Source organism: Klebsiella sp. CN_Kp073 (assembly GCF_040065495.2).
Lineage (GTDB): Bacteria > Pseudomonadota > Gammaproteobacteria > Enterobacterales > Enterobacteriaceae > Klebsiella > Klebsiella aerogenes.
Genome location: NZ_CM198051.1, coordinates 3622886 through 3643835, shown reverse-complemented (window position 1 = coordinate 3643835; position 20950 = coordinate 3622886). Strand labels below are relative to the sequence as shown.

The window sequence follows — 20950 nt, the reverse complement described above, 5'->3', positions numbered from 1 at the left end:
AGCGGATGGACGGATTAATGATGAACACCACAGCGCAGAATATCCAGCGCCTGTAAGTAGAGGTCGGCAAGGATTTCATTACTTTCTATTTGTAACCGTTGATTAATCTCGCTAATTAATTGAAGGTCATCCACGGTTTTATTTTCCTGCAATAAGCTATTTTCAATGTTTTTCAGCAATGCGCAGTTAGCTATAAACTGCACAGGGATCGTATTTTTGATATGCATAACCCTGAATCTCCCACGCGATAAATAAAAGCCGCTGGCGTAAACGATTTGCACATCGTTTACGCCAAAACATTGCGGACAGGCAACGGTAAAGCAGGAACCACCTCAAAATAACCGCGGCGTTGGCGCAGAGTGCTGACCCGAGCGCGCGCGTAAAATCGAGCTACCCGTCAACTATAGACGCTCAGGGAAAAGTTGTACAAATTTCTGCGAATTAATTTGTACAAATTAGCGGTTGGTTAATGTGTTTTTGTTTATGTTGTTGATATGTATGATTTTTATTTTCTTCTTTCTTGTACAGGCCAGGCGGTAAATCTCTCTGAAAAACGACGAATGCTCTCTGCGCGGGGTTATACTTGTCTGCCAGGAAAGAGAAAAAGGAGGGAATGCGATGAAACTATGGCCAATTCTGACCGGGGTTGCGGTATCGCTGGCGTTAGTCGCCTGTAAGACTCCCACGCCGCCTCACGGAGTAAAACCGATAAACCACTTTGACGCCAGCCGCTATCTGGGGCGCTGGTATGAAGTCGCGCGCCTGGAAAACCGTTTCGAACGAGGTCTGCAGCAGGTAACGGCAACTTACAGCATGCGTGATGACGGCGGCATTCGCGTACTTAATCGAGGATTTGACCCGCGAAACAACCGCTGGCGCGAAAGCGAAGGCAAAGCCTATTTCACCGGCGCTTCCACCACGGCAGCGCTGAAAGTCTCGTTCTTCGGTCCCTTCTATGGCGGATATAACGTGATCGCGCTCGACGAGGATTATCAATACGCGCTGGTGAGCGGGCCAAACCGCGACTATTTATGGCTGCTTTCGCGCACCCCGGATATTCCGTCCCACATCCGACAGCAGTACCTTGCCCTGGCCGCTGAGCTCGGTTTTGCGGTTAACAAACTGGTCTGGGTGCGGCAGGCGAAGGCTTAAACTATCGCCTGCCGCAGGGTGTGCGCCGCATCGTTGAGCGCGGGCGTTGGCATACGGCCGATTAACGTAAACTGGTAGCCGCCGTGGTGCCACCAGCGCAGGTTCATGCCCTGACGCTGCTCATTTTGCGGCGGCGAGGCGGTTTGCCTGGCGGCGGGTGAAATACACAGCGCGACCGGGCCGTAACCGGTATGCAGCCAGAGAATTTGCGTGATCGAGGTACTTTCGTAGCGCAGCATACGGACCATTTTCAGCTCCGCCTCAGGTAAGGCGAGCTGACGTCGTTCTAGCAACAGTCCTGTATCCTGCGCCGAACGACGCAGGCCACGGTCGAGCATCTCAGGTGAATTATCAACATCGGCCACGGTTTCCGCGCTATATAGCGACATGTACTGGGCTTCAAGACGGCGAATATTCTCGTCATCGTCCTCCTGCGGCGCAGGCCGCCAGAAGTAACTTGTTGCGCTACCGATAACCAACAGGCCCAGTGAGGCGGCGATCAGCGCGCGGCGGCTGAAGCGCGCCTGATTTTGCGCTTCAATTTCCGGCGCGGCGAGATAGGGCGCCAGTTTCGCCTGCATCCGCGCCACGGGCGCTTCATCAAGCAGGGCGGCGAAAGCATGTTGATAAGGCTGATGATTATTCATCAACGTGGCGGTGCGGTTGGCGAGCTGCGGGTCGCGGGCAAAGGTTTCGCTAAAACGGCGGGCGTCCTCCGCGCACATTTCGCCATCAAGCCAGGCGACAATGGCCTCGTCCTGCCAGGGTGGGGAAAAGCGAATAGGGTTCATGAGCGTTTCTCCTGCGCCGGGGGGGAAATCGCCGGCGTTTTGGCCAGCGTTTCCCGCGCGGCGGCCAGCCGACTCATAATGGTGCCAATAGGTACCGATAGCGTCTCTGCGGCTTCTTGATAACTAAACCCCTCGACATACACCAAAAAGACGGCATTACGCTGCGCCTCGGGCAGTTGATTAACCCGCAGCATAAGTTGCCGATAGCGCCACCGCGTATCGTCCTGTTCGCCCGGCTCGGGGGCGGCCAGCTCCTCACACTCGACAAACCCCTGGCCGAGGCGGACCTGGCGGGCGCGCAGCTCTGAAATCCAGATTGAGTGCAAAATGGAGAATAGCCACCTGTCGATGCGGGTGCCGGGGGTAAACTGCGCGCTCTTTTCGAGCGCGCGAAGGCAGGTGGCCTGCACCAGTTCCTCGGCGACGTCGCGGTTGTGCGAGAGTACGAGGCCGTAGCGCCACAGGCGAGGAAGATGGGCGGCCAGTTGGCTATCAACGATACGGTTAGCGATGTTCTTATCCTTATTGATTCTGGCGAATCACGACTATCAGGATTCAGGATGTCCGTTTATTGCCGACTGAAGATCGCGGTACTCTTCGCAGCTTTGGCCGCAAATGCCGGCAATCGCCGCCAGCTGCTGCTTAGCCAGATCGGGGCGTCCTTTAACCATCCATGCTTCGCCAAGGTATTCGCGGGCTTTCGCGTAGTCCGGTTTCAGCGCCAGCGCCCGCTGATAATAGCCAATTCCTTCATCGGTTCTGCCGAGCTTACGTGTGGCGTAGCCGCGATAGTTCCACGCCTCAGGCGTATTGGCGTTGTGCAGCGTATCCAGCAGGTTAAGCGCGGCCTGATATTCCCCTTTTTTCGCCAGATGCCAGGCATAATTGGTTTTATCTTCATCGCTAAGGCTGCTGGTTTTTTGCGGAACGCATTTTTGGCTCACGCTGTCGTAGGCCTGACCGCTCGGGCAATCCGGGGTTTGTTTGCTCGGGCTGTTATCGCCCATGGCCAACGCCGCCGGGGTATATAACAAAAATAGCAGCGCCGGAACGACTAAGCGCCTGATGGGAGAAATTTGTGCGTTCATGGTGACCTCCAGGAGGGCGAGAGACGCGATAAAGCATCGCGTTGTCGGTTCTGAGGAGTAAACGCGCGAGCGGGAGGATTTATTCGCCATTGGCGAAAATTATTAATTGGGGTTGTGGTGAGAGTATGCGTTAACAAGAAAAACCCGCGCCTGGGGAGAGCGCGGGCCGATAATATTACTGTTTCGGAGCGGCAACCACAAAGCTGCCCACGCCGCGGTTGTTATATTCCCACATGCGGTTGAAGCCGTTGTCGTTAAGGTTACGCTGCGGGTTGCCTTTATCATCCTGCGCGCCAACGTTACCGCTGAAAGCGCGGTTAGAACCGACCGCCGCCGCCCATGGTTGAGCAATATTAAAGCCTTCATTGATGACGCTATCGCGAATCACCACCTGGCCATTGCTGTTGCCGTCGACGTCCAGCGCGCGGCCAAGCTGCGCGACGTTATCGCCGGACGCGGTGAAGCGGCTATTGGTCGCCAGGAAGCCGTAGGTCATGCTTTTCAGCGTTGCCGGCGCGAAAACGTAGGCTTCTTTCTGCGTACGCGAGTTCACGACGCGGAAATCGGTATTATCGAATACCACCGCGCCGCGACCGGAAACGATATCCACATCGCCTTCAATATAGCTATTGGTCACCAGCGTGCGGGTCTGACGGTTGTCCTGCAGACGGTTCTGCACGCCGCTATTGGTCACAAAGAAGGTGTTCTGGCGGCCAAGAATGTTGACCTTGTTGATCTGCACCTGGTCGCCATCGCTGCGCAACGCCACCGCCTGGTGGGTACCGGCATCGACGCTATCGCCGAGATTGTTGGCGATAGTCAGGTTCTGCAGCTGCAGGCCATTGTTCTGCGACCAGAAGACCGCGGAACACATCACGCCCACGGTGGCGGCGGATTTGCTCTGGCAGCTGTCGAACATATACCACGCGGGCTTGCCCGGCATGTATTTGCCGCCCGGATTGACCAGGTGACGCCAGCTATTGCGGTCCATTTCGGAATCAATCGCTTCGCTGATTTTGACGTCGGCAGGGTTTTCACCGGTACCATAAATGGTCAGCGCGCCTGGCGCGGCAGGCACATAGACGGTACCCGCATATTCGCCCGGCATAACGGCGATGAACAGGCGACGCGCGGAGTGACGGGCAATCGCCGCATCGACCGCGGCCTGAATAGTCGTGTGGGTCACGCCCTGGGCGCCCGCCGGGCCGACGATGAAATCAGGCTGTGCCGGCAGGCTGATCGCGGATGGCGTCCAGGCGGCGGCATTCGGCGTCAGCGACTGGAAATAAGCTGCCTGAGTGAAGTTTTTCGCTTCATCGGCGCTAAGAATTGGCCGTGCGGTATTGCCCGGTGCAGTCTGCGTTGAGGGTTTTTGATCGGCAGGCGTCGAGCTACAGGCGGACAGCGTCACGCCGAAGGCCAGCGCCAGCGCCAGGCGGGAAACGGAATATGTGTTCATGTTGCTCCGGGCGATAATATGCAAAGTTACATACCCTTTGTGCGCGACAGGGTATAAGTCCTTTAAAACCTGCTGTTTTATACTAACTTGAACGAAACGGGAAGATGCCAGTTCAAAAACTTCACTTCTTTACGCAATACCTGGTGACAGTGGAACGTCTGTAGTCACAAAAAAATAACATTTACCCGCGCTTTTATTGACATTACCGGCGTTATGAAAATAAATGTCTATACAACCCATGACAAGTTGAACGCTATGACTGAAGCCACCTCTGAACTCGTTATCTGGCGAAACGCGCGTCTCGCCACCCTGAACCCTGATTATTCCCAACCGTACGGCCTGCTGGAGCGCCATGCGCTGCTGGTGCGTAACGGCCGCATTGAGGCGATCGTCGACGATGCTGATGCCCCGGCGGGGCGTCGTATCGACCTCCAAGGCCGGCTACTGACGCCGGGCCTCATTGACTGCCACACTCACCTGATTTTTGGCGGTAGCCGGGCGCAGGAGTGGGAGCAGCGGCTGAACGGCGTGTCGTATCAAACCATCAGCGCCAACGGCGGCGGCATTAACTCCACCGTGCGCGCCACGCGCGAAAGCAGCGAAGCAGAACTACTGGCGCTGGCGCAGCCGCGTCTTGCTCGCCTGCTGCGTGAAGGGGTGACAACGCTGGAGATTAAATCAGGCTACGGTCTCGATCTGCAAAACGAACGCAAAATGCTGCGGGTCGCCCGACAACTGGCCGACGACAATGGCGTAGAACTGTCGGCGACGCTGCTCTCCGCCCACGCCACGCCGCCGGAATATCATGGCGACGCCGATGGCTATATCTCGCTGGTCTGCGAGACCATACTGCCGACGCTGTGGCAAGAGGGACTGTTTGAAAGCGTTGACGTCTTCTGTGAAAACGTCGGCTTCAGCCCACAGCAAACCGAGCGCGTCTTTCAGGCCGCGCAGGCGCTGGGCATTCCGGTAAAAGGCCACGTTGAGCAGCTCTCGTCGTTGGGCGGCGCTCAGCTGGTGAGCCGCTATCACGGGCTTTCCGCCGACCATATCGAGTATCTGACGGAAGAGGGCGTGGCGGCGATGCGCGAAAGCGGCACCGTGGCAGCGCTGCTCCCCGGCGCGTTTTACTTCCTTAACGAAACCCGCAAACCGCCGGTGGAACTGCTGCGCAAGTACCAGGTGCCGATGGCGGTGGCGACTGATTTCAACCCGGGCACCAGCCCCTTCGCTAGCCTGCATCTGGCGATGAACATGGCCTGCGTCAAGTTTGGTTTAACGCCGGAGGAGGCCTGGGCCGGGGTGACTCGCCATGCCGCGCGGGCGCTGGGGCGACAGGAGAGTCATGGTCAGCTGGCGGCGGGCTTTGTCGCAAACTTCGCTATCTGGGATGCAGAACATCCGGTCGAGATGGTGTATGAGCCGGGGCGCGCGCCGCTCTGGGGGCGCGTGGTACGAGGAGAACTGCAATGATGCTGTGGCAAGCTACGCCCGCCAACCTTTGGCAGGGGCGTGATGATAGCGCGGAAGCGCCCAATGCGCTGCGCCTGTTCCAGACCATCGCCCGCGCGGAACGCTTCGCGCCGCAGGAGATGCCCGGCGATATCGCGCTGCTCGGCTTCGCCTGCGACGAAGGCGTACGGCGTAATAAAGGTCGTACCGGCGCCGGACATGGTCCGGAAACGCTACGCCGGGCGTTGGCCAATATGGCCAGCCATCAGGGCCATGACCGCTGCGTGGATATGGGCACGATTAGCGTCGACGGTGAACAGTTAGAAGCCGCGCATCAGGCGCTGCGCGAGGCGGTGGCCGCCTGTCAACGCGTTGGCAAACGCACGCTGGTGCTGGGCGGCGGCCACGAGACGGCCTTCGGCCACGGCGCTGGGGTACTGGATGCCTTCCCGGGCGAAAACGTGGGCATTATTAATCTCGACGCGCATCTGGATTTACGCTTTGCCGAATGCGCCAGCTCCGGGACGCCGTTCCGCCAGCTGGCGCTGGAGTGCGAGGCGCAGCAGCGAGGTTTTCACTATACCTGCATCGGCGTGAGCCGGGCGGCGAACACCCAGGCGCTGTGGGATGAAGCGGCGCGCCGCCAGGTGGCTATCGTTGAGGATCTGGAGGTGCTGGAGGCCTTCGAAACTCGCGTGTTGCCGGAGCTTGAGCGCAATATCGCGCAATTCGACCGTCTGTATCTGACTATCGATCTCGACGTGCTGCCGGCGCGCGAAATGCCGGCGGTTTCCGCGCCAGCGGCGCTGGGCGTGCCGCTGGCGACCCTGCTGCGGATCGTAGAGCCGTTGTGCCGCAGCGGTAAGCTACAGGCGGTGGATTTGGTCGAGTTTAATCCGCAATTTGACATCGACGGACAGGGCGCCCGCGCGGCGGCCCGTCTGGCATGGCAAATCGCCCATTGGTGGCGCTAGCGATCCGCGCTATTATTTTCGTTTCGCCGCTCCGCTTATTACGCATAAGGAAAGCCAGGCCATGTTTGCACAACAACCTCGTTCCGCGCCCGCGCCTTTCTATGAAAAGGTGAAGCAGGCGATCAGCGAAAAGATCCACCGCGGCGAGTGGCGTCCGCACGACCGAATTCCCTCGGAGGCTGAACTGGTCGCCCAGTTCGGCTTCAGCCGCATGACCATCAACCGCGCGCTGCGCGAACTGACGGATGAAGGCTTGCTGGTGAGGCTACAGGGAGTCGGTACCTTCGTCGCCGAGCCGAAAGGGCAGTCGGCGCTGTTTGAAGTGCGCAGCATAGCCGATGAGATTGCCTCCCGCCGTCACCAGCACCGCTGCGAGGTGCTGCTTTTAGAGGAGACCGAAGCGGACGTTATCCAGGCGGAGGCGCTCAACGTCGCCGAAGGCACGCGTATCTTCCATTCGCTGATGGTGCATTTCGAAAACGAGGTCCCGGTACAAATTGAAGATCGCTGCGTCAATGCCGCGGTGGTGCCGGACTATCTACTACAGGATTACACCGCCACCACGCCGCATGATTATCTGTCGCTCATCGCGCCGTTAACCGAAGGCGAACATATCGTCGAGGCGGTGCAGGCGACGTCAGAAGAGTGCGCGCTGCTGCGCATCATGCCGCACGATCCCTGTCTGCTTATTCGCCGCCGCACCTGGTCGACGACGCATATTGTCTCACACGCTCGCCTGCTGTTCCCCGGCGCGCGCTACCGCCTGCAGGGCCATTTCAGCTCGTAATTTACCCTGGCGTCAGCAAAACGTGATTGCTGACGCAATATAACAAAATTGTATCATTTCTGTTAAATCCTGGCTTGCGTAGAGTTGTATAGACAAGTATATGTATCTACGTACACAACGTTAATTGTCAGGAGAAACCCCGATGTCGCAAAGCAAATATCGCCAGCTGGACGTACGTGCCCCGAGAGGCACGACGCTGACCGCCAAGAGCTGGTTGACCGAAGCGCCGCTGCGTATGTTAATGAATAACCTCGATCCCGATGTCGCCGAAAACCCGCATGAGCTGGTGGTCTATGGCGGTATTGGTCGCGCTGCGCGCAACTGGGAATGCTATGACGCTATCGTGAAGGCGCTGAAAAACCTGGAAAGCGATGAGACCCTGCTGGTGCAGTCCGGTAAACCGGTCGGCGTATTTAAAACGCATGAAAACTCGCCGCGCGTGCTGATCGCTAACTCCAACCTGGTTCCGCACTGGGCCACCTGGGAACACTTCAACGAACTGGATGCCAAAGGGCTGGCGATGTACGGCCAGATGACTGCCGGCAGTTGGATCTACATCGGTAGCCAGGGCATCGTACAGGGCACCTACGAAACCTTCGTCGAAGCCGGTCGCCAGCACTATCAGGGTAGCCTGAAAGGCCGCTGGGTGTTAACCGCCGGTCTGGGCGGCATGGGCGGCGCGCAGCCGCTGGCCGCGACGCTGGCGGGCGCCTGCTCGCTGAACATTGAATGTCAGCAGAGCCGCATCGATTTCCGTCTGCGTACCCGCTACGTGGATGAACAGGCCACTTCTCTGGATGACGCCCTGGCGCGCATCAAAAAATATACCGCCGAAGGCCGCGCTATCTCCATCGCGCTGTGCGGCAACGCCGCGGATATCGTTCCGGAACTGGTGAAACGCGGCGTGCGCCCGGATATGGTCACCGACCAGACCAGCGCCCACGACCCGCTGCACGGCTATCTGCCGAAAGGCTGGAGCTGGGAAGAGTATCAGCAGAAAGCCGAATCCGATCCGCAGGGCACTATTCTGGCGGCCAAACGCTCGATGGCCGACCACGTTCAGGCGATGCTGGCCTTTAATGAAATGGGCGTACCGACCTTCGACTACGGCAACAACATCCGCCAGATGGCGCAGGAAATGGGCGTCAGCAACGCCTTCGATTTCCCGGGCTTCGTGCCGGCGTATATCCGCCCGCTGTTCTGCCGTGGTATCGGCCCGTTCCGTTGGGTGGCGCTGTCCGGCGATCCGCAGGATATCTACAAAACCGACGCGAAAGTGAAAGAGATCATTAAAGATGATAAGCATCTGCACCACTGGCTGGATATGGCGCGCGAGCGCATCAGCTTCCAGGGACTGCCTGCGCGTATCTGCTGGGTAGGTCTGGAGTGGCGGCAGAAGCTGGGGCTGGCCTTTAACGAAATGGTGCGTAGCGGCGAAGTCTCCGCGCCGATCGTGATTGGCCGCGATCACCTTGATTCCGGCTCCGTCGCCAGCCCGAACCGCGAAACCGAAGCCATGCGCGACGGCTCGGATGCGGTATCCGACTGGCCGCTGCTCAACGCACTGCTTAACACCGCCAGCGGCGCGACCTGGGTGTCGTTGCACCACGGCGGCGGCGTAGGCATGGGCTTCTCGCAGCACTCCGGGATGGTTATCGTCTGTGATGGTACCGATGAAGCGGCGGCGCGTATCGCTCGCGTCCTGCATAACGACCCGGCGACCGGTGTGATGCGTCATGCCGATGCGGGTTACGATATCGCCATTGAATGTGCGGCGGAACAGGGTCTGAATCTTCCGATGGTTGCGGCAACGCAGGGGAACGCTAAATGAAATCTTTAACGCTAATTCCGGGGCAACTGAGCCTGTCGCAGCTCCGCGACGTTTACAGCCACCCGCTGAACATTACCCTCGATAGCAGCGCGTTTGCGGCAATCGATGAGAGCGTGGCCTGCGTTAACGCCATCCTTGCCGAAGGGCGGACCGCCTACGGTATTAACACCGGTTTTGGCCTGCTGGCGCAGACCCGTATCTCGACGGAAGATCTGGAGAATCTGCAGCGTTCGCTGGTGTTATCCCATGCGGCGGGCGTTGGCGAGCCGCTGGACGATGACCTGGCGCGCCTGATTATGGTGCTGAAGATTAACAGCCTGTCCCGCGGCTTCTCCGGGATCCGCCTGAGCGTGATCCAGGCGCTGATTGGCCTGGTCAATGCCGGCGTGACGCCGTGGATCCCGGCGAAAGGTTCCGTCGGCGCCTCCGGCGACCTCGCGCCGCTGGCGCATATGTCGCTGACGCTGCTTGGCGAAGGCAAAGCGCGGGTACGCGGCGGCGAATGGCTGCCGGCGACGGAAGCGTTACGTCAGGCGGGGCTGGAGCCGATTACCCTGGCGGCGAAAGAAGGTCTGGCGCTGCTGAACGGCACCCAGGCGTCGACGGCTTTTGCGCTGCGCGGCCTGTTCGAAGCCGAAGATCTGTTCGCCTCCGCGGTCGTTTGCGGAGCGTTAACCACCGAAGCGGCGCTGGGTTCGCGTCGACCGTTCGATGCACGTATTCACGAGGTGCGCGGCCAGCGTGGCCAGATTGATGCGGCGGCGCTCTATCGCCATCTGTTGACCGATGACAGCGCGATTTCGCAGTCGCACCATAACTGCGCCAAGGTGCAGGATCCGTACTCTCTGCGCTGTCAGCCGCAGGTGATGGGCGCCTGCCTGACGCAGATTCGTCAGGCGGCTGAGGTGTTGTTAGCCGAAGCGAACGCGGTCTCCGATAACCCGCTGGTCTTTGCCGCCGAAAATGACGTCATCTCCGGCGGTAACTTCCATGCCGAACCGGTAGCGATGGCGGCGGATAATATCGCGCTGGCGATCGCGGAAATCGGCTCGCTCTCCGAGCGCCGTATCGCGCTGATGATGGACAGCCATATGTCGCAGCTGCCGCCGTTCCTCGTCAAAAATGGCGGCGTCAACTCCGGCTTTATGATTGCTCAGGTCACGGCGGCGGCTTTGGCCAGTGAAAACAAAGCGCTGTCGCACCCGCATAGCGTTGACAGCCTGCCAACATCCGCGAACCAGGAAGACCATGTTTCCATGGCGCCGGCTGCCGGTCGTCGCCTGTGGGCGATGGCGGAAAACACCCGTGGGGTGCTGGCCGTCGAGTGGCTGGCGGCGGCGCAGGGGCTGGATATGCGCGAAGGGCTGACCACCAGTCCGCTGCTGGAAGAGGCGCGTCATCTGCTGCGCGAACGCGTGCCGCATTATACCCAAGACCGTTTCTTCGCTCCTGATATTGAAAATGCCACCGAGCTTTTGGCCGCACGTCACCTGACGCGTCTGCTGCCTGCCGTATTGCCTGGCCTGAATTAATCACCGTTGTTCTCTGTACCCGCGTCGGGGGGATGTCATCCCCCCGACCGTCCTACATCGCATATTTGTCGTCATATAAAAAAACCAGGACACCTGTATATGCAACAACAACACAAACCGCATCTGCTGCGCGGGCTGAATGCCCGACACATTCGTTTTATTGCGCTCGGTTCCGCTATCGGCACCGGGCTGTTCTACGGTTCGGCCTCCGCCATTAAGGCGGCGGGGCCGGCGGTACTGCTGGCCTATCTGATAGGCGGCGCGGCGGTCTTTATGGTGATGCGCGCGTTGGGTGAAATGGCGGTGCGCAATCCGGTTTCCGGCTCCTTCGGCAGCTACGCTCGCCAGTATCTTGGGCCGCTGGCCGGATTTATTACCGGCTGGACCTACACCTTTGAAATGGTGATCGTGGCGCTGGCCGACGTCACCGCATTCGGTATCTATATGGGGTTGTGGTATCCCGATGTGCCGCGCTGGATCTGGATCCTTAGCATCATCTTCTTTATTGGCGCGATGAACCTGTGCAACGTGCGGGTGTTCGGCGAGATGGAGTTCTGGCTGTCGCTGATTAAAGTGGTGGCGATTATCGCCATGATGGCGGCGGGCGCAGGGATCATCTTCTTTGGCTTTGGCCATAGTTTCCCGGCCACCGGGCTGGAAAATCTGTGGAGCCACGGCGGCTTTGCGCCAAATGGCTGGCAGGGGATCATCGCTTCGCTTGGCATCGTGATGTTCGCTTTCGGCGGCGTGGAAATTATCGGCGTCACGGCGGCGGAAGCGCAGAACCCGAAGAAGGTCATCCCGCAGGCCATCAACACCATTCCGCTGCGTATTATTCTGTTTTACGTCTGCACCCTGGCGGTGCTGATGGCGATCTTCCCGTGGAATAGTTTTGGCGAGCAGGGCAGTCCGTTTGTGCTGATCTTCGATGGTCTCGGGATCCCGGCGGCGGCGACCGTGCTGAATATCATCGTGATTAGCGCCAGTATCTCGGCGATTAACAGCGATATTTTTGGCGCCGGGCGCATGATGTACGGTATGTCGAAAGAGGGGCTGGCGCCGAAGTGCTTCCAGCGAATCGCCAGCAACGGCGTCCCCTGGATGACGGTCGTGGTGATGGGCGTGGCGCTGCTGGTGGCGGTGGTGCTTAACTATCTGATGCCGGAACAGGTATTTGTCCTGATTGCCTCGCTGGCGGCGTTCGCCACCGTCTGGGTGTGGCTGATGATCCTGCTCTCTCATTTCTCGATGCGCCGCGGTTTGTCGGCTGAAGAGCGCAGTAAGATCGAATTCCCGATCCCCTTCTGGCCGGTTGGCCCGCTGTTGACGCTACTGTTTATGGGGCTGGTAATCGCCGTGTTGGGAATGGTGGAAGAGACGCGCGTGGCGCTGTTAGCCGGGCTGGTGTGGCTGGGGCTGCTGACGGTGGTGTGGTACGCGCGCGTGCGTAAAACCGCGTTGCAGGTGGCCACTGAACAGTAAGGTCAATTTCCCCGGTGGCGCTGCGCTTACCGGGGCTACAAATGGCACTGACCATAGCGAGTAGCCCGGCTAAGGCGCAAGCCGCTATCCGGGGGGATAATTAACTGAACAGGGCGGTGATGGAAGCGCTGGCGAGCGAATGGAAATGGACATTAAAGCCGACCATCGCGCCGCTCGCCTCGGCGTCGATATCAATCTTATCGATATCCAACGCGTGTACGGTAAAAATGTAGCGGTGGGTTTCACCCTTCGGCGGCGCGGCGCCGCCGTAGCCGGCCTTACCAAAATCGGTGCGGGTCTGAATGGCCTCTTCCGGTAGCTCCGCCTGACCGGAACCGGCCCCTTGCGGTAAAACCCGGGTATCGGCAGGCAGGTTGGCTACCACCCAGTGCCACCAGCCGGAACCGGTCGGCGCATCCGGGTCGTAGCAGGTGACGACAAAGCTTTTGGTTCCTGCGGGAACGTCGTCCCACATCAGATGCGGCGAAAGATTATCGCCATCGTACCCCATACCGTTGAATACGTGACGATTAGGCAGCTTGCCGCCGTCTTGCAGATCGTGACTGGTCAGTTTCATGCTTCATCCTCATTGATAATGCGCTGATTAACAAAGAAGTGTAGCTTTCCCGACGGCGCAATTCCGCTGTTTATTCGCTAAAAAATGTTTCTTCTTGTACCGCCATATTGACCGCACGGGTCAGGCGAGTCAGCTGTTGTGGGCTGATGATGTACGGTGGCATCAGATAAATCAGGCGGCCAAACGGGCGGATCCATACCCCTTGCTCAACGAAAAAGCGCTGCAGAGCGGCCATGTTGACCGGATGACGGGTTTCAATCACGCCAATCGCGCCGAGTACGCGCACGTCGGCGACCCATTCTGACTCGCGCGCCGGAGCCAACTCGGCCTTCAGCTGGGCTTCAATCGCCGCTACCTGCTGTTGCCATTCGCCGCTCTCCAGCAGGCGCAGGCTTTCGCTTGCCACCGCGCAGGCCAGCGGATTGCCCATAAAGGTGGGGCCGTGCATAAAGCAGCCGGCTTCGCCATCGCTGATGGTTTCAGCTACCGTTCGGGTGGTGATGGCGGCGGAAAGGGTCATGGTACCGCCGGTCAGCGCTTTACCCAGACAAAGGATATCGGCGGAGATACCGGCATGCTCGCAGGCGAACAGTTTGCCGGTACGGCCAAAGCCGGTGGCAATCTCATCGGCGATCAGCAAAATCCCTTCCCGGTCGCACATTTTACGCACTCGCTTTAGCCACTCCGGATGGTACATGCGCATCCCGCCTGCGCCCTGGACTACCGGTTCGAGGATCACCGCGGCGATTTCGTGGCGATGCGCGGCCATCAGGCGGGCAAACGGCACCATATCCATCTCGTCCCACTCGCCGTCGAAGCGGCTTTGCGGCGCGGGGGCAAACAGGTTATCCGGTAGGTAGCCCTGCCACAGGCTGTGCATTGAATTCTGCGGATCGCAGACCGACATCGCGCCGAAGGTGTCGCCGTGATAGCCGTTGCGGAAGGTCAGGAAACGACGGCGCGGCTGGCCCTTAGCCTGCCAGTACTGCAGCGCCATTTTCATCGCCACTTCTACCGCCACCGAACCGGAATCGGCGAGGAAAACGCACTCCAGCGATTCCGGCGTCATCGCCACCAGCTGGCGACAGAGCGCCACCGCCGACGGATGGGTGATCCCGCCGAACATCACGTGCGACATCTGGTCGATCTGCGCTTTCATCGCCGCATTCAGGCGCGAGTGATTGTAGCCGTGGATCGCCGCCCACCAGGAGGACATGCCGTCAATCAGCTGTTCGCCGCCGGCGAGGGACAGCTCGCAACCGTGGGCGGAAACCACCGGGTAGACCGGCAGGGGGGAAGTCATAGAGGTGTAGGGGTGCCAGATGTGGCGCCGATCGAAAGCGAGATCGTCCAGTGTCATAAGCGACTTGTAAACCATTTTGAAAACATTTAGGTTTACGAGTATAAACCGAACCGTAAATTAACAAAACCCTTTGGAGAGGCTAATGGCTCACCACGCACGCTGGACAATGTCGCAAGTTACTGAGTTATTTAATAAACCGCTCATCGATCTGCTATTTGAAGCGCAGCAAATCCACCGTCAGCATTTTGACCCGCGTCAGGTGCAGGTCAGTACGTTGCTATCGATTAAAACCGGCGCTTGTCCGGAAGACTGTAAATATTGCCCGCAAAGCGCACGCTACAAAACCGGCCTTGAATCCGAGCGCCTGATGGAAGTCGAGCAGGTGCTGGAATCGGCGCGTCAGGCGAAAAACGCCGGCTCGACCCGTTTCTGCATGGGCGCGGCGTGGAAGAACCCCAACGACCGCGATATGCCGTACCTGGAACAGATGGTGAAAGGCGTCAAGGCGCTGGGGCTGGAGTCCTGTATGACGCTCGGTACCCTTACCGATAGTCAGGCGCAGCGTCTGGCCGGCGCGGGGCTGGATTACTACAACCATAACCTCGACACCTCGCCGGAATTTTACGGCAACATCATCACCACCCGTACCTATCAGGAACGTCTGGATACGCTGGATAAGGTACGCGATGCCGGGATTAAAGTGTGCTCCGGCGGCATTGTCGGGTTGGGGGAAACCGTGAACGATCGCGCCGGGCTGCTGCTGCAGCTGGCCAATTTGCCAACGCCGCCGGAAAGCGTGCCCATCAATATGCTGGTGAAGGTCAAAGGTACGCCGCTGGCGGATAACGACGATGTCGACGCCTTCGATTTCATCCGCACGATCGCTATTGCGCGCATCATGATGCCAACCTCCTACGTGCGTCTCTCCGCCGGGCGCGAGCAGATGAACGAGCAGACTCAGGCGATGTGCTTTATGGCCGGGGCGAACTCGATTTTCTATGGCTGCAAGCTACTGACGACGCCTAACCCGGAAGAAGATAAAGACCTGCAGCTGTTCCGCAAGCTGGGGATCAATCCGCAGCAGACGGCGGTGCTGGAAGGCGATAATGAGCAGCAGCAGCGCCTGGAGCAGGCCTTACTTACCCCCGACACAGAGGAATACTACAACGCGGCGGCGCTATGAGTTGGCAGCAACGAATCGATCGGGCACTGGATGAACGGCGGGCGGCGGAGGCTTTACGCCGCCGCCTGCCGGTAAGCCACGGCGCCGGACGCTGGCTGGAGCGTGAAGGGGAGCGCTGGCTCAACTTCTCCAGTAATGACTACCTCGGCCTGAGCCAGCATGGCGCGATTATCGCCGCCTGGCAGCAGGGGGCGGAACGTTATGGCGTCGGTTCCGGCGGGTCGGGCCACGTTAGCGGCTATAGCGAGGCGCATCGCGCGCTGGAAGAGGAACTTGCCGACTGGCTGGGCTATCCGCGCGCGTTGCTGTTTATCTCCGGCTTTGCCGCGAATCAGGCGTTGATTGCCGCGCTGGCGGAAAAAGACGATCGGATTGTGGCCGATCGCCTGAGCCATGCCTCCCTGCTGGAGGCGGCAAGCCTCAGCCCGGCGCAGCTGCGCCGCTTTACCCACAATGACCCGCAACAGCTCGCTCAACTGCTGGCGAAACCGCTGGACGGCCAGCAGTTAGTCGTTACCGAAGGGATTTTCAGCATGGACGGCGACAGCGCGCCGCTGGCTGACATTCAGGCGGCAGCCCGCAGCGCCGGAGCATTATTACTGGTTGATGATGCTCACGGAATCGGGGCGATTGGCGATGAAGGGCGCGGAAGCTGTCATACGCAGGCGGTTCGTCCGGAGCTGCTGGTGGTCACCTTCGGCAAGGCGTTTGGGGTGAGCGGCGCGGCGGTACTGTGCAATGAATCGATGGCCGACTATCTGCTGCAGTTTGCCCGTCATCTTATCTACAGCACCGCGATGCCGCCGGCGCAGGCGGTGGCGCTGAGCGCGGCCCTGCGGGTCATTCGCAGCGATGAGGGACAGCAGCGGCGGGAAATCTTAGCCGCCCGCATCCGTCAGTTCCGCGCAGGAATGGGCGATGTTGCGCTGGGGCTGACCGATTCCCGGAGCGCGATTCAGCCGCTGATTGTCGGCGACAACGCGCGAGCGCTGGCCCTGGCCTCCAGCTTACGCGGGGCCGGCTGTTGGGCTACCGCTATTCGCCCGCCGACGGTTCCCGTCGGCGGCGCTCGCCTGCGCCTGACTCTGACTGCCGCTCATCAGGCTGAGGACATTGCTCGTTTACTGGAGGTGCTGCATGACCACGGTGAATAAGCTGGCGGTCGCCGCGGCGTTTGGTCGGGCGGCCAGCGGCTATACGCAACATGATGAGCTGCAGCGCCGCAGTGCTGAATTGCTGCTGCGCCAGTTGGCGAGGAGCGATTTTTCCCGGGTGCTCGATGCCGGCTGCGGCCCCGGCAGCATGAGCCGTTACTGGCGCGAAGCGGGAAGCGAAGTTACCGCGCTGGATCTCTCCGCCGGGATGCTGGCGCAGGCGCAACGCAACGACGCCGCGCAGCATTATCTGCAGGGCGATATCGAAGCGCTGCCGCTGCCGGATGCCTGCTTCGATCTGGCATGGAGTAACCTGGCGGTGCAGTGGTGTGACGAGCTAAGCGCGGCAATCGGCGAGCTGTACCGGGTGGTGCGGCCCGGCGGGCGAGTAGCGTTCACCACGCTGCTCGCCGGATCGCTACCTGAGCTCAATCAAGCGTGGCGGGCGGTCGATAAACACCCCCACGCCAACCGTTTTCTCAGCGAACAGGCGGCAAGGGCGGCGCTGAGCGGCCTGCGCGCCGAAGGCGTCGTGCATCAGATTAGCTTACCGTTCGCCGACGCGTTAAGCGCCATGCGCTCGCTAAAGGGCATTGGCGCCACCCATTTACACCAGGGGCGGTCGTCTGCGCCGCTTAGCCGCGGCAAGCTGCGCGAACTGCAGCTGGCCTGGCCGCAACAGCAGGGCCAGTGCCCGCTGACGTATCATCTTTTTACAGGAGTCATTGAACGTGACTAAACGTTTCTTCGTTACCGGAACCGATACTGAAGTCGGTAAAACGGTCGCCAGCAGCGCGCTGCTGCAGGCGGCGAATCAGCTGGGATTTAACACCGCGGGCTATAAGCCGGTGGCTTCCGGTAGCGACCTGACCGCACACGGGTTACGCAATGAAGATGCGCTGGCACTCCAGCGCAATAGCCGGGTAGCGCTGCGCTATGAACAGGTTAACCCTTATACCTTTGCCGAGCCGACCTCGCCGCATATTATTAGCGCCGATGAAGGACGACCAATCGCCGCGACCACGCTTTCCTGCGGCTTACGCGAGCTGGAACGCCTGGCCGATTGGGTGCTGGTGGAAGGGGCGGGCGGCTGGTTTACGCCGCTCTCGGAAACCCTGACCTTCGCCGACTGGGCGCAGCAGGAACAACTGCCGGTGATTTTAGTCGTCGGCGTTAAACTTGGCTGTATCAATCACGCGATGCTCACCGCCCAGGCGGTACGCAAGGCAGGGCTGCCGCTGGTGGGCTGGATCGCCAACGATATCCAGCCGCCGGGTAAACGCCATCGCGAATATCTGCAAACCTTAACGCGGGTATTGCCAGCGCCGCTGCTGGGGGAAATTCCCTGGCTTGCCGACGCATCGCAGCGTAAGGACCTCGCGCAGTACCTGGATCTGAGCCCACTGCAATAACCCCGCATAAGCCTGCGAGACGGCTCTATTTTTTGTTGACAGGACGATGAAATGTGGTCCAGAAAACGCAAAAAATCCAGCCGTCTTTAGCTGATAAATATCAAAAAAAATTCGATAATTTTTTTTAGCCGCGGGCTTTGGTCCGATGAGACTTTTCTGCCGGGTGGCAGACCTCGCGGCCTGCAGACAGTTATCCACTATTCCTGTGGATAACCTTGTGTATTAGAGTTAGAAAACTTGCGGTAAGCTAGAGAGTACGCGGCCTGCGAGCAAATTGGCGCGAAACCCGTCTTTTGGTAAATTATGTTTTATTTCAGCAAGTTAAATAAAAGCAATGGCTGTCAGAAAAGTGTCACCGGCTGCCATAAAAGATTCATTACCTTGCTTGACAAATGTTAAATGATAAATGTTTCTGGGGATAACCACACAGGCTGGTGGATTATTCCGCAAAGCGCGCATTTTACGCCCGCCGTCAGAGTACAACGCGTCCGTTTACCGCCATACAATAATGCGATACTGTTTTTATATCCAGTATTATTTATTGGCAAAAGTCAAACTGAAGGGTAGAATTAAACACCTGCTGGCCAATCCCATCTTCAGGTCCTGAAATATGAGCAAACCGTTCAAGCTGCACTCCGCATTCCGTCCTTCCGGCGATCAGCCCGAAGCCATCCGCCGCCTGGAAGAGGGGCTGGAAGATGGCCTTGCGCATCAGACCCTGCTTGGGGTAACCGGTTCGGGGAAAACCTTCACCATCGCCAACGTTATCGCTGATTTACAGCGCCCGACGATGGTGCTGGCGCCGAACAAAACCCTGGCGGCGCAGCTGTATGGCGAGATGAAAGAGTTCTTTCCCGAGAATGCGGTGGAGTATTTTGTCTCCTATTACGATTATTATCAGCCTGAAGCCTACGTTCCGAGCTCGGATACCTTTATCGAAAAAGACGCCTCGGTGAACGAACACATTGAGCAGATGCGTCTGTCGGCCACCAAAGCGCTGCTCGAACGGCGCGACGTGGTGGTGGTGGCTTCGGTTTCCGCCATCTACGGTCTTGGCGATCCGGATCTGTATCTGAAGATGATGCTGCACCTGACCACCGGCATGCTGATCGACCAGCGGGCGATCCTGCGCCGGCTGGCCGAACTGCAATACACCCGCAACGATCAGGCCTTCCAGCGCGGCACTTTCCGCGTGCGCGGCGAAGTTATCGATGTCTTCCCGGCGGAATCCGATGATATCGCGCTGCGTATTGAACTGTTTGACGAAGAGGTCGAACGGCTATCGTTGTTTGACCCGCTGACCGGCCACGTTGAATCGTCCATTCCACGCTATACCATCTATCCGAAAACCCACTACGTTACGCCGCGCGAGCGTATCGTTCAGGCGATGGAAGAGATCAAAGACGAGCTCGCTGACCGCCGCAAGGTACTGCTGGCGAACAACAAACTGCTTGAAGAGCAGCGGCTGAGCCAGCGCACTCAATTCGACCTCGAGATGATGAACGAGCTGGGCTACTGCTCGGGAATTGAGAACTACTCGCGCTTTCTCTCCGGCCGCGGGCCGGGCGAGCCGCCGCCGACGCTGTTCGACTACCTGCCGGCGGATGGCCTGCTGGTTATCGATGAATCGCACGTGACTATCCCGCAAATCGGCGGTATGTACCGCGGCGACCGGGCGCGTAAAGAGACGCTGGTGGAGTATGGCTTCCGCCTGCCGTCGGCGTTGGATAACCGGCCGATGAAGTTCGAAGAGTTTGAAGCGCTGGCGCCGCAGACTATCTACGTTTCGGCGACGCCGGGCGCCTATGAGCTGGAAAAATCCGGCGATGAGGTGGTAGATCAGGTCGTCCGCCCAACCGGGCTGCTGGATCCGGTCATCGAGGTGCGTCCGGTGGCGACGCAGGTCGACGATCTGTTATCTGAAATCCGTACCCGTGCGGCGATTAATGAGCGCGTACTGGTGACGACGCTGACCAAACGCATGGCGGAAGATTTAACCGAATACCTGGAAGAGCACGGCGAGCGGGTGCGCTATCTGCACTCCGATATCGATACCGTCGAGCGCATGGAAATTATTCGCGATCTGCGTCTTGGCGAGTTCGACGTGCTGGTGGGTATCAACCTGCTGCGCGAAGGGCTGGATATGCCGGAAGTATCGCTGGTGGCGATACTTGATGCCGATAAAGAGGGCTTCCTGCGTTCCGAGCGATCGCTTATCCAGACCATCGGCCGCGCGGCGCGTAACGTTAACGGCAAGGCGATCCTTTACGGCGATAAAATCACGCCATCGATGGCGAAGGCGATCGGTGAAACCGAACGCCGCCGCGAGAAGCAGCAGCGTTATAACGAAGAGCACGGTATTGTGCCGCAGGGGCTTAATAAGAAAGTGGTCGATATTCTGGCGCTGGGTCAGAACATCGCGAAGACCAAAGCCAAAGGCCGCGGTAAAGCCCGTTCTCCGGTGGAAGCCGATAGCGTCGAACTGACGCCGAAAGCGCTGCAGCAGAAGATCCACGAGCTGGAAGGGCAAATGATGCAGCACGCGCAGAACCTTGAGTTTGAGGAAGCGGCACAGATTCGCGATCAATTGCATCAGCTACGCGAACTGTTTATTGCGGCATCGTAAGGGCGATACGAGGAACGGTTAAAAAATGACGGCAATGCGTAATTTGCAATTGCCGTCACGCTATTATCTTAGGGTCTTAATGTTGGCTTAATTTTCTTCAGCCAAACTATCCTCAGTTTAATGAGGATAGCGCCATGCAAAAACTGA

19 protein-coding genes are annotated in these 20950 nt (G+C 58.9%); 12 read left to right on the top strand and 7 right to left on the bottom strand.

Going from position 1 to position 20950, the window contains the following annotated elements; genetic code table 11:
- Positions 1-14: 14 nt before the first annotated feature.
- Positions 15-227, bottom strand: a complete 213-nt coding sequence (locus tag ABLV66_RS17665) for a biofilm development regulator YmgB/AriR family protein (protein WP_045395075.1) — start codon at positions 225-227, stop codon at positions 15-17.
- A 391-nt stretch (positions 228-618) separates the two neighbouring features.
- Here ABLV66_RS17665 and blc point away from each other — a divergent pair, with 391 nt between their 5' ends.
- Positions 619-1152, top strand: a complete 534-nt coding sequence (gene blc / locus ABLV66_RS17660) for an outer membrane lipoprotein Blc (protein WP_047049185.1) — start codon at positions 619-621, stop codon at positions 1150-1152.
- On the opposite strand, the gene ABLV66_RS17655 is transcribed toward blc, so the two are convergent.
- From ABLV66_RS17655 to ABLV66_RS17640, 4 genes are all read right to left on the bottom strand, one after another.
- Positions 1149-1943, bottom strand: coding sequence for an anti-sigma factor family protein (locus ABLV66_RS17655; protein ID WP_047049182.1), 795 nt, complete (start codon positions 1941-1943; stop codon positions 1149-1151). The two genes, blc and ABLV66_RS17655, sit on opposite strands and share 4 nt — an antisense overlap.
- Positions 1940-2473 carry an RNA polymerase sigma factor gene (locus ABLV66_RS17650; RefSeq protein WP_045395072.1) on the bottom strand — a complete coding sequence of 178 codons (534 nt, stop codon included), beginning with the start codon at positions 2471-2473 and terminating at the stop codon, positions 1940-1942. The genes ABLV66_RS17655 and ABLV66_RS17650 overlap by 4 nt, the downstream gene beginning before the upstream one ends.
- Before the next feature lie 18 nt (positions 2474-2491).
- Complete coding sequence (locus ABLV66_RS17645; protein ID WP_047049178.1) at positions 2492-3031, bottom strand: tetratricopeptide repeat protein; 540 nt, start codon at positions 3029-3031, stop codon at positions 2492-2494.
- Positions 3032-3206: 175 nt separating this feature from the next.
- Positions 3207-4490 (bottom strand): putative acyl-CoA thioester hydrolase, encoded by a 1284-nt coding sequence (locus tag ABLV66_RS17640; RefSeq protein WP_045395070.1) that lies wholly within the window; start codon positions 4488-4490, stop codon positions 3207-3209.
- 213 nt (positions 4491-4703) lie between these two features.
- Between ABLV66_RS17640 and hutI the strand changes: the two genes are divergently transcribed.
- The 6 genes from hutI to ABLV66_RS17610 all read left to right on the top strand — a co-directional run bounded on the left by hutI (position 4704) and on the right by ABLV66_RS17610 (position 12548).
- Positions 4704-5963: an imidazolonepropionase gene (gene hutI / locus ABLV66_RS17635; protein ID WP_165430633.1), complete on the top strand. Its 1260-nt coding sequence runs from the start codon at positions 4704-4706 to the stop codon at positions 5961-5963.
- Positions 5960-6916, top strand: a complete 957-nt coding sequence (hutG, locus tag ABLV66_RS17630; protein WP_348876932.1) for a formimidoylglutamase — start codon at positions 5960-5962, stop codon at positions 6914-6916. Before hutI ends, hutG begins: the two co-directional genes overlap by 4 nt.
- Positions 6917-6977: 61 nt before the next feature.
- Positions 6978-7703 carry a histidine utilization repressor gene (locus tag ABLV66_RS17625; protein WP_045395067.1) on the top strand — a complete coding sequence of 242 codons (726 nt, stop codon included), beginning with the start codon at positions 6978-6980 and terminating at the stop codon, positions 7701-7703.
- A gap of 142 nt (positions 7704-7845) precedes the next feature.
- A complete protein-coding gene (gene hutU, locus ABLV66_RS17620) occupies positions 7846-9534 on the top strand; it encodes a urocanate hydratase (protein WP_015367623.1) in 1689 nt (562 codons plus the stop codon).
- On the top strand, positions 9531-11066 hold the full coding sequence (gene hutH / locus ABLV66_RS17615; protein ID WP_015367622.1) for a histidine ammonia-lyase: 1536 nt from the start codon (positions 9531-9533) through the stop codon (positions 11064-11066). The genes hutU and hutH overlap by 4 nt, the downstream gene beginning before the upstream one ends.
- Positions 11067-11165: 99 nt before the next feature.
- A complete protein-coding gene (locus ABLV66_RS17610) occupies positions 11166-12548 on the top strand; it encodes an amino acid permease (RefSeq protein ID WP_015367620.1) in 1383 nt (460 codons plus the stop codon).
- 100 nt (positions 12549-12648) lie between these two features.
- Here the strand turns inward: ABLV66_RS17610 and ABLV66_RS17605 are convergent, their stop codons facing one another.
- Both ABLV66_RS17605 and bioA read right to left on the bottom strand, forming a co-directional pair.
- A complete protein-coding gene (locus ABLV66_RS17605) occupies positions 12649-13125 on the bottom strand; it encodes a kinase inhibitor (RefSeq protein WP_015367619.1) in 477 nt (158 codons plus the stop codon).
- Positions 13126-13195: 70 nt separating this feature from the next.
- A complete protein-coding gene (gene bioA / locus ABLV66_RS17600; RefSeq protein ID WP_348876931.1) occupies positions 13196-14485 on the bottom strand; it encodes an adenosylmethionine--8-amino-7-oxononanoate transaminase in 1290 nt (429 codons plus the stop codon).
- A gap of 85 nt (positions 14486-14570) precedes the next feature.
- On the opposite strand from bioA, the gene bioB reads away from it, so the two are divergent.
- From bioB to uvrB, 5 genes are all read left to right on the top strand, one after another.
- Positions 14571-15611: a biotin synthase BioB gene (bioB, locus tag ABLV66_RS17595; protein ID WP_032714117.1), complete on the top strand. Its 1041-nt coding sequence runs from the start codon at positions 14571-14573 to the stop codon at positions 15609-15611.
- On the top strand, positions 15608-16765 hold the full coding sequence (gene bioF / locus ABLV66_RS17590; RefSeq protein WP_047078424.1) for an 8-amino-7-oxononanoate synthase: 1158 nt from the start codon (positions 15608-15610) through the stop codon (positions 16763-16765). Before bioB ends, bioF begins: the two co-directional genes overlap by 4 nt.
- Positions 16749-17504: a malonyl-ACP O-methyltransferase BioC gene (gene bioC, locus ABLV66_RS17585; RefSeq protein WP_047078425.1), complete on the top strand. Its 756-nt coding sequence runs from the start codon at positions 16749-16751 to the stop codon at positions 17502-17504. The genes bioF and bioC overlap by 17 nt, the downstream gene beginning before the upstream one ends.
- Positions 17497-18177: a dethiobiotin synthase gene (bioD, locus tag ABLV66_RS17580; RefSeq protein WP_045395061.1), complete on the top strand. Its 681-nt coding sequence runs from the start codon at positions 17497-17499 to the stop codon at positions 18175-18177. The genes bioC and bioD overlap by 8 nt, the downstream gene beginning before the upstream one ends.
- 610 nt (positions 18178-18787) lie before the next feature.
- Positions 18788-20803 (top strand): excinuclease ABC subunit UvrB, encoded by a 2016-nt coding sequence (gene uvrB / locus ABLV66_RS17575; protein ID WP_045395058.1) that lies wholly within the window; start codon positions 18788-18790, stop codon positions 20801-20803.
- Positions 20804-20950: the final 147 nt, after the last annotated feature.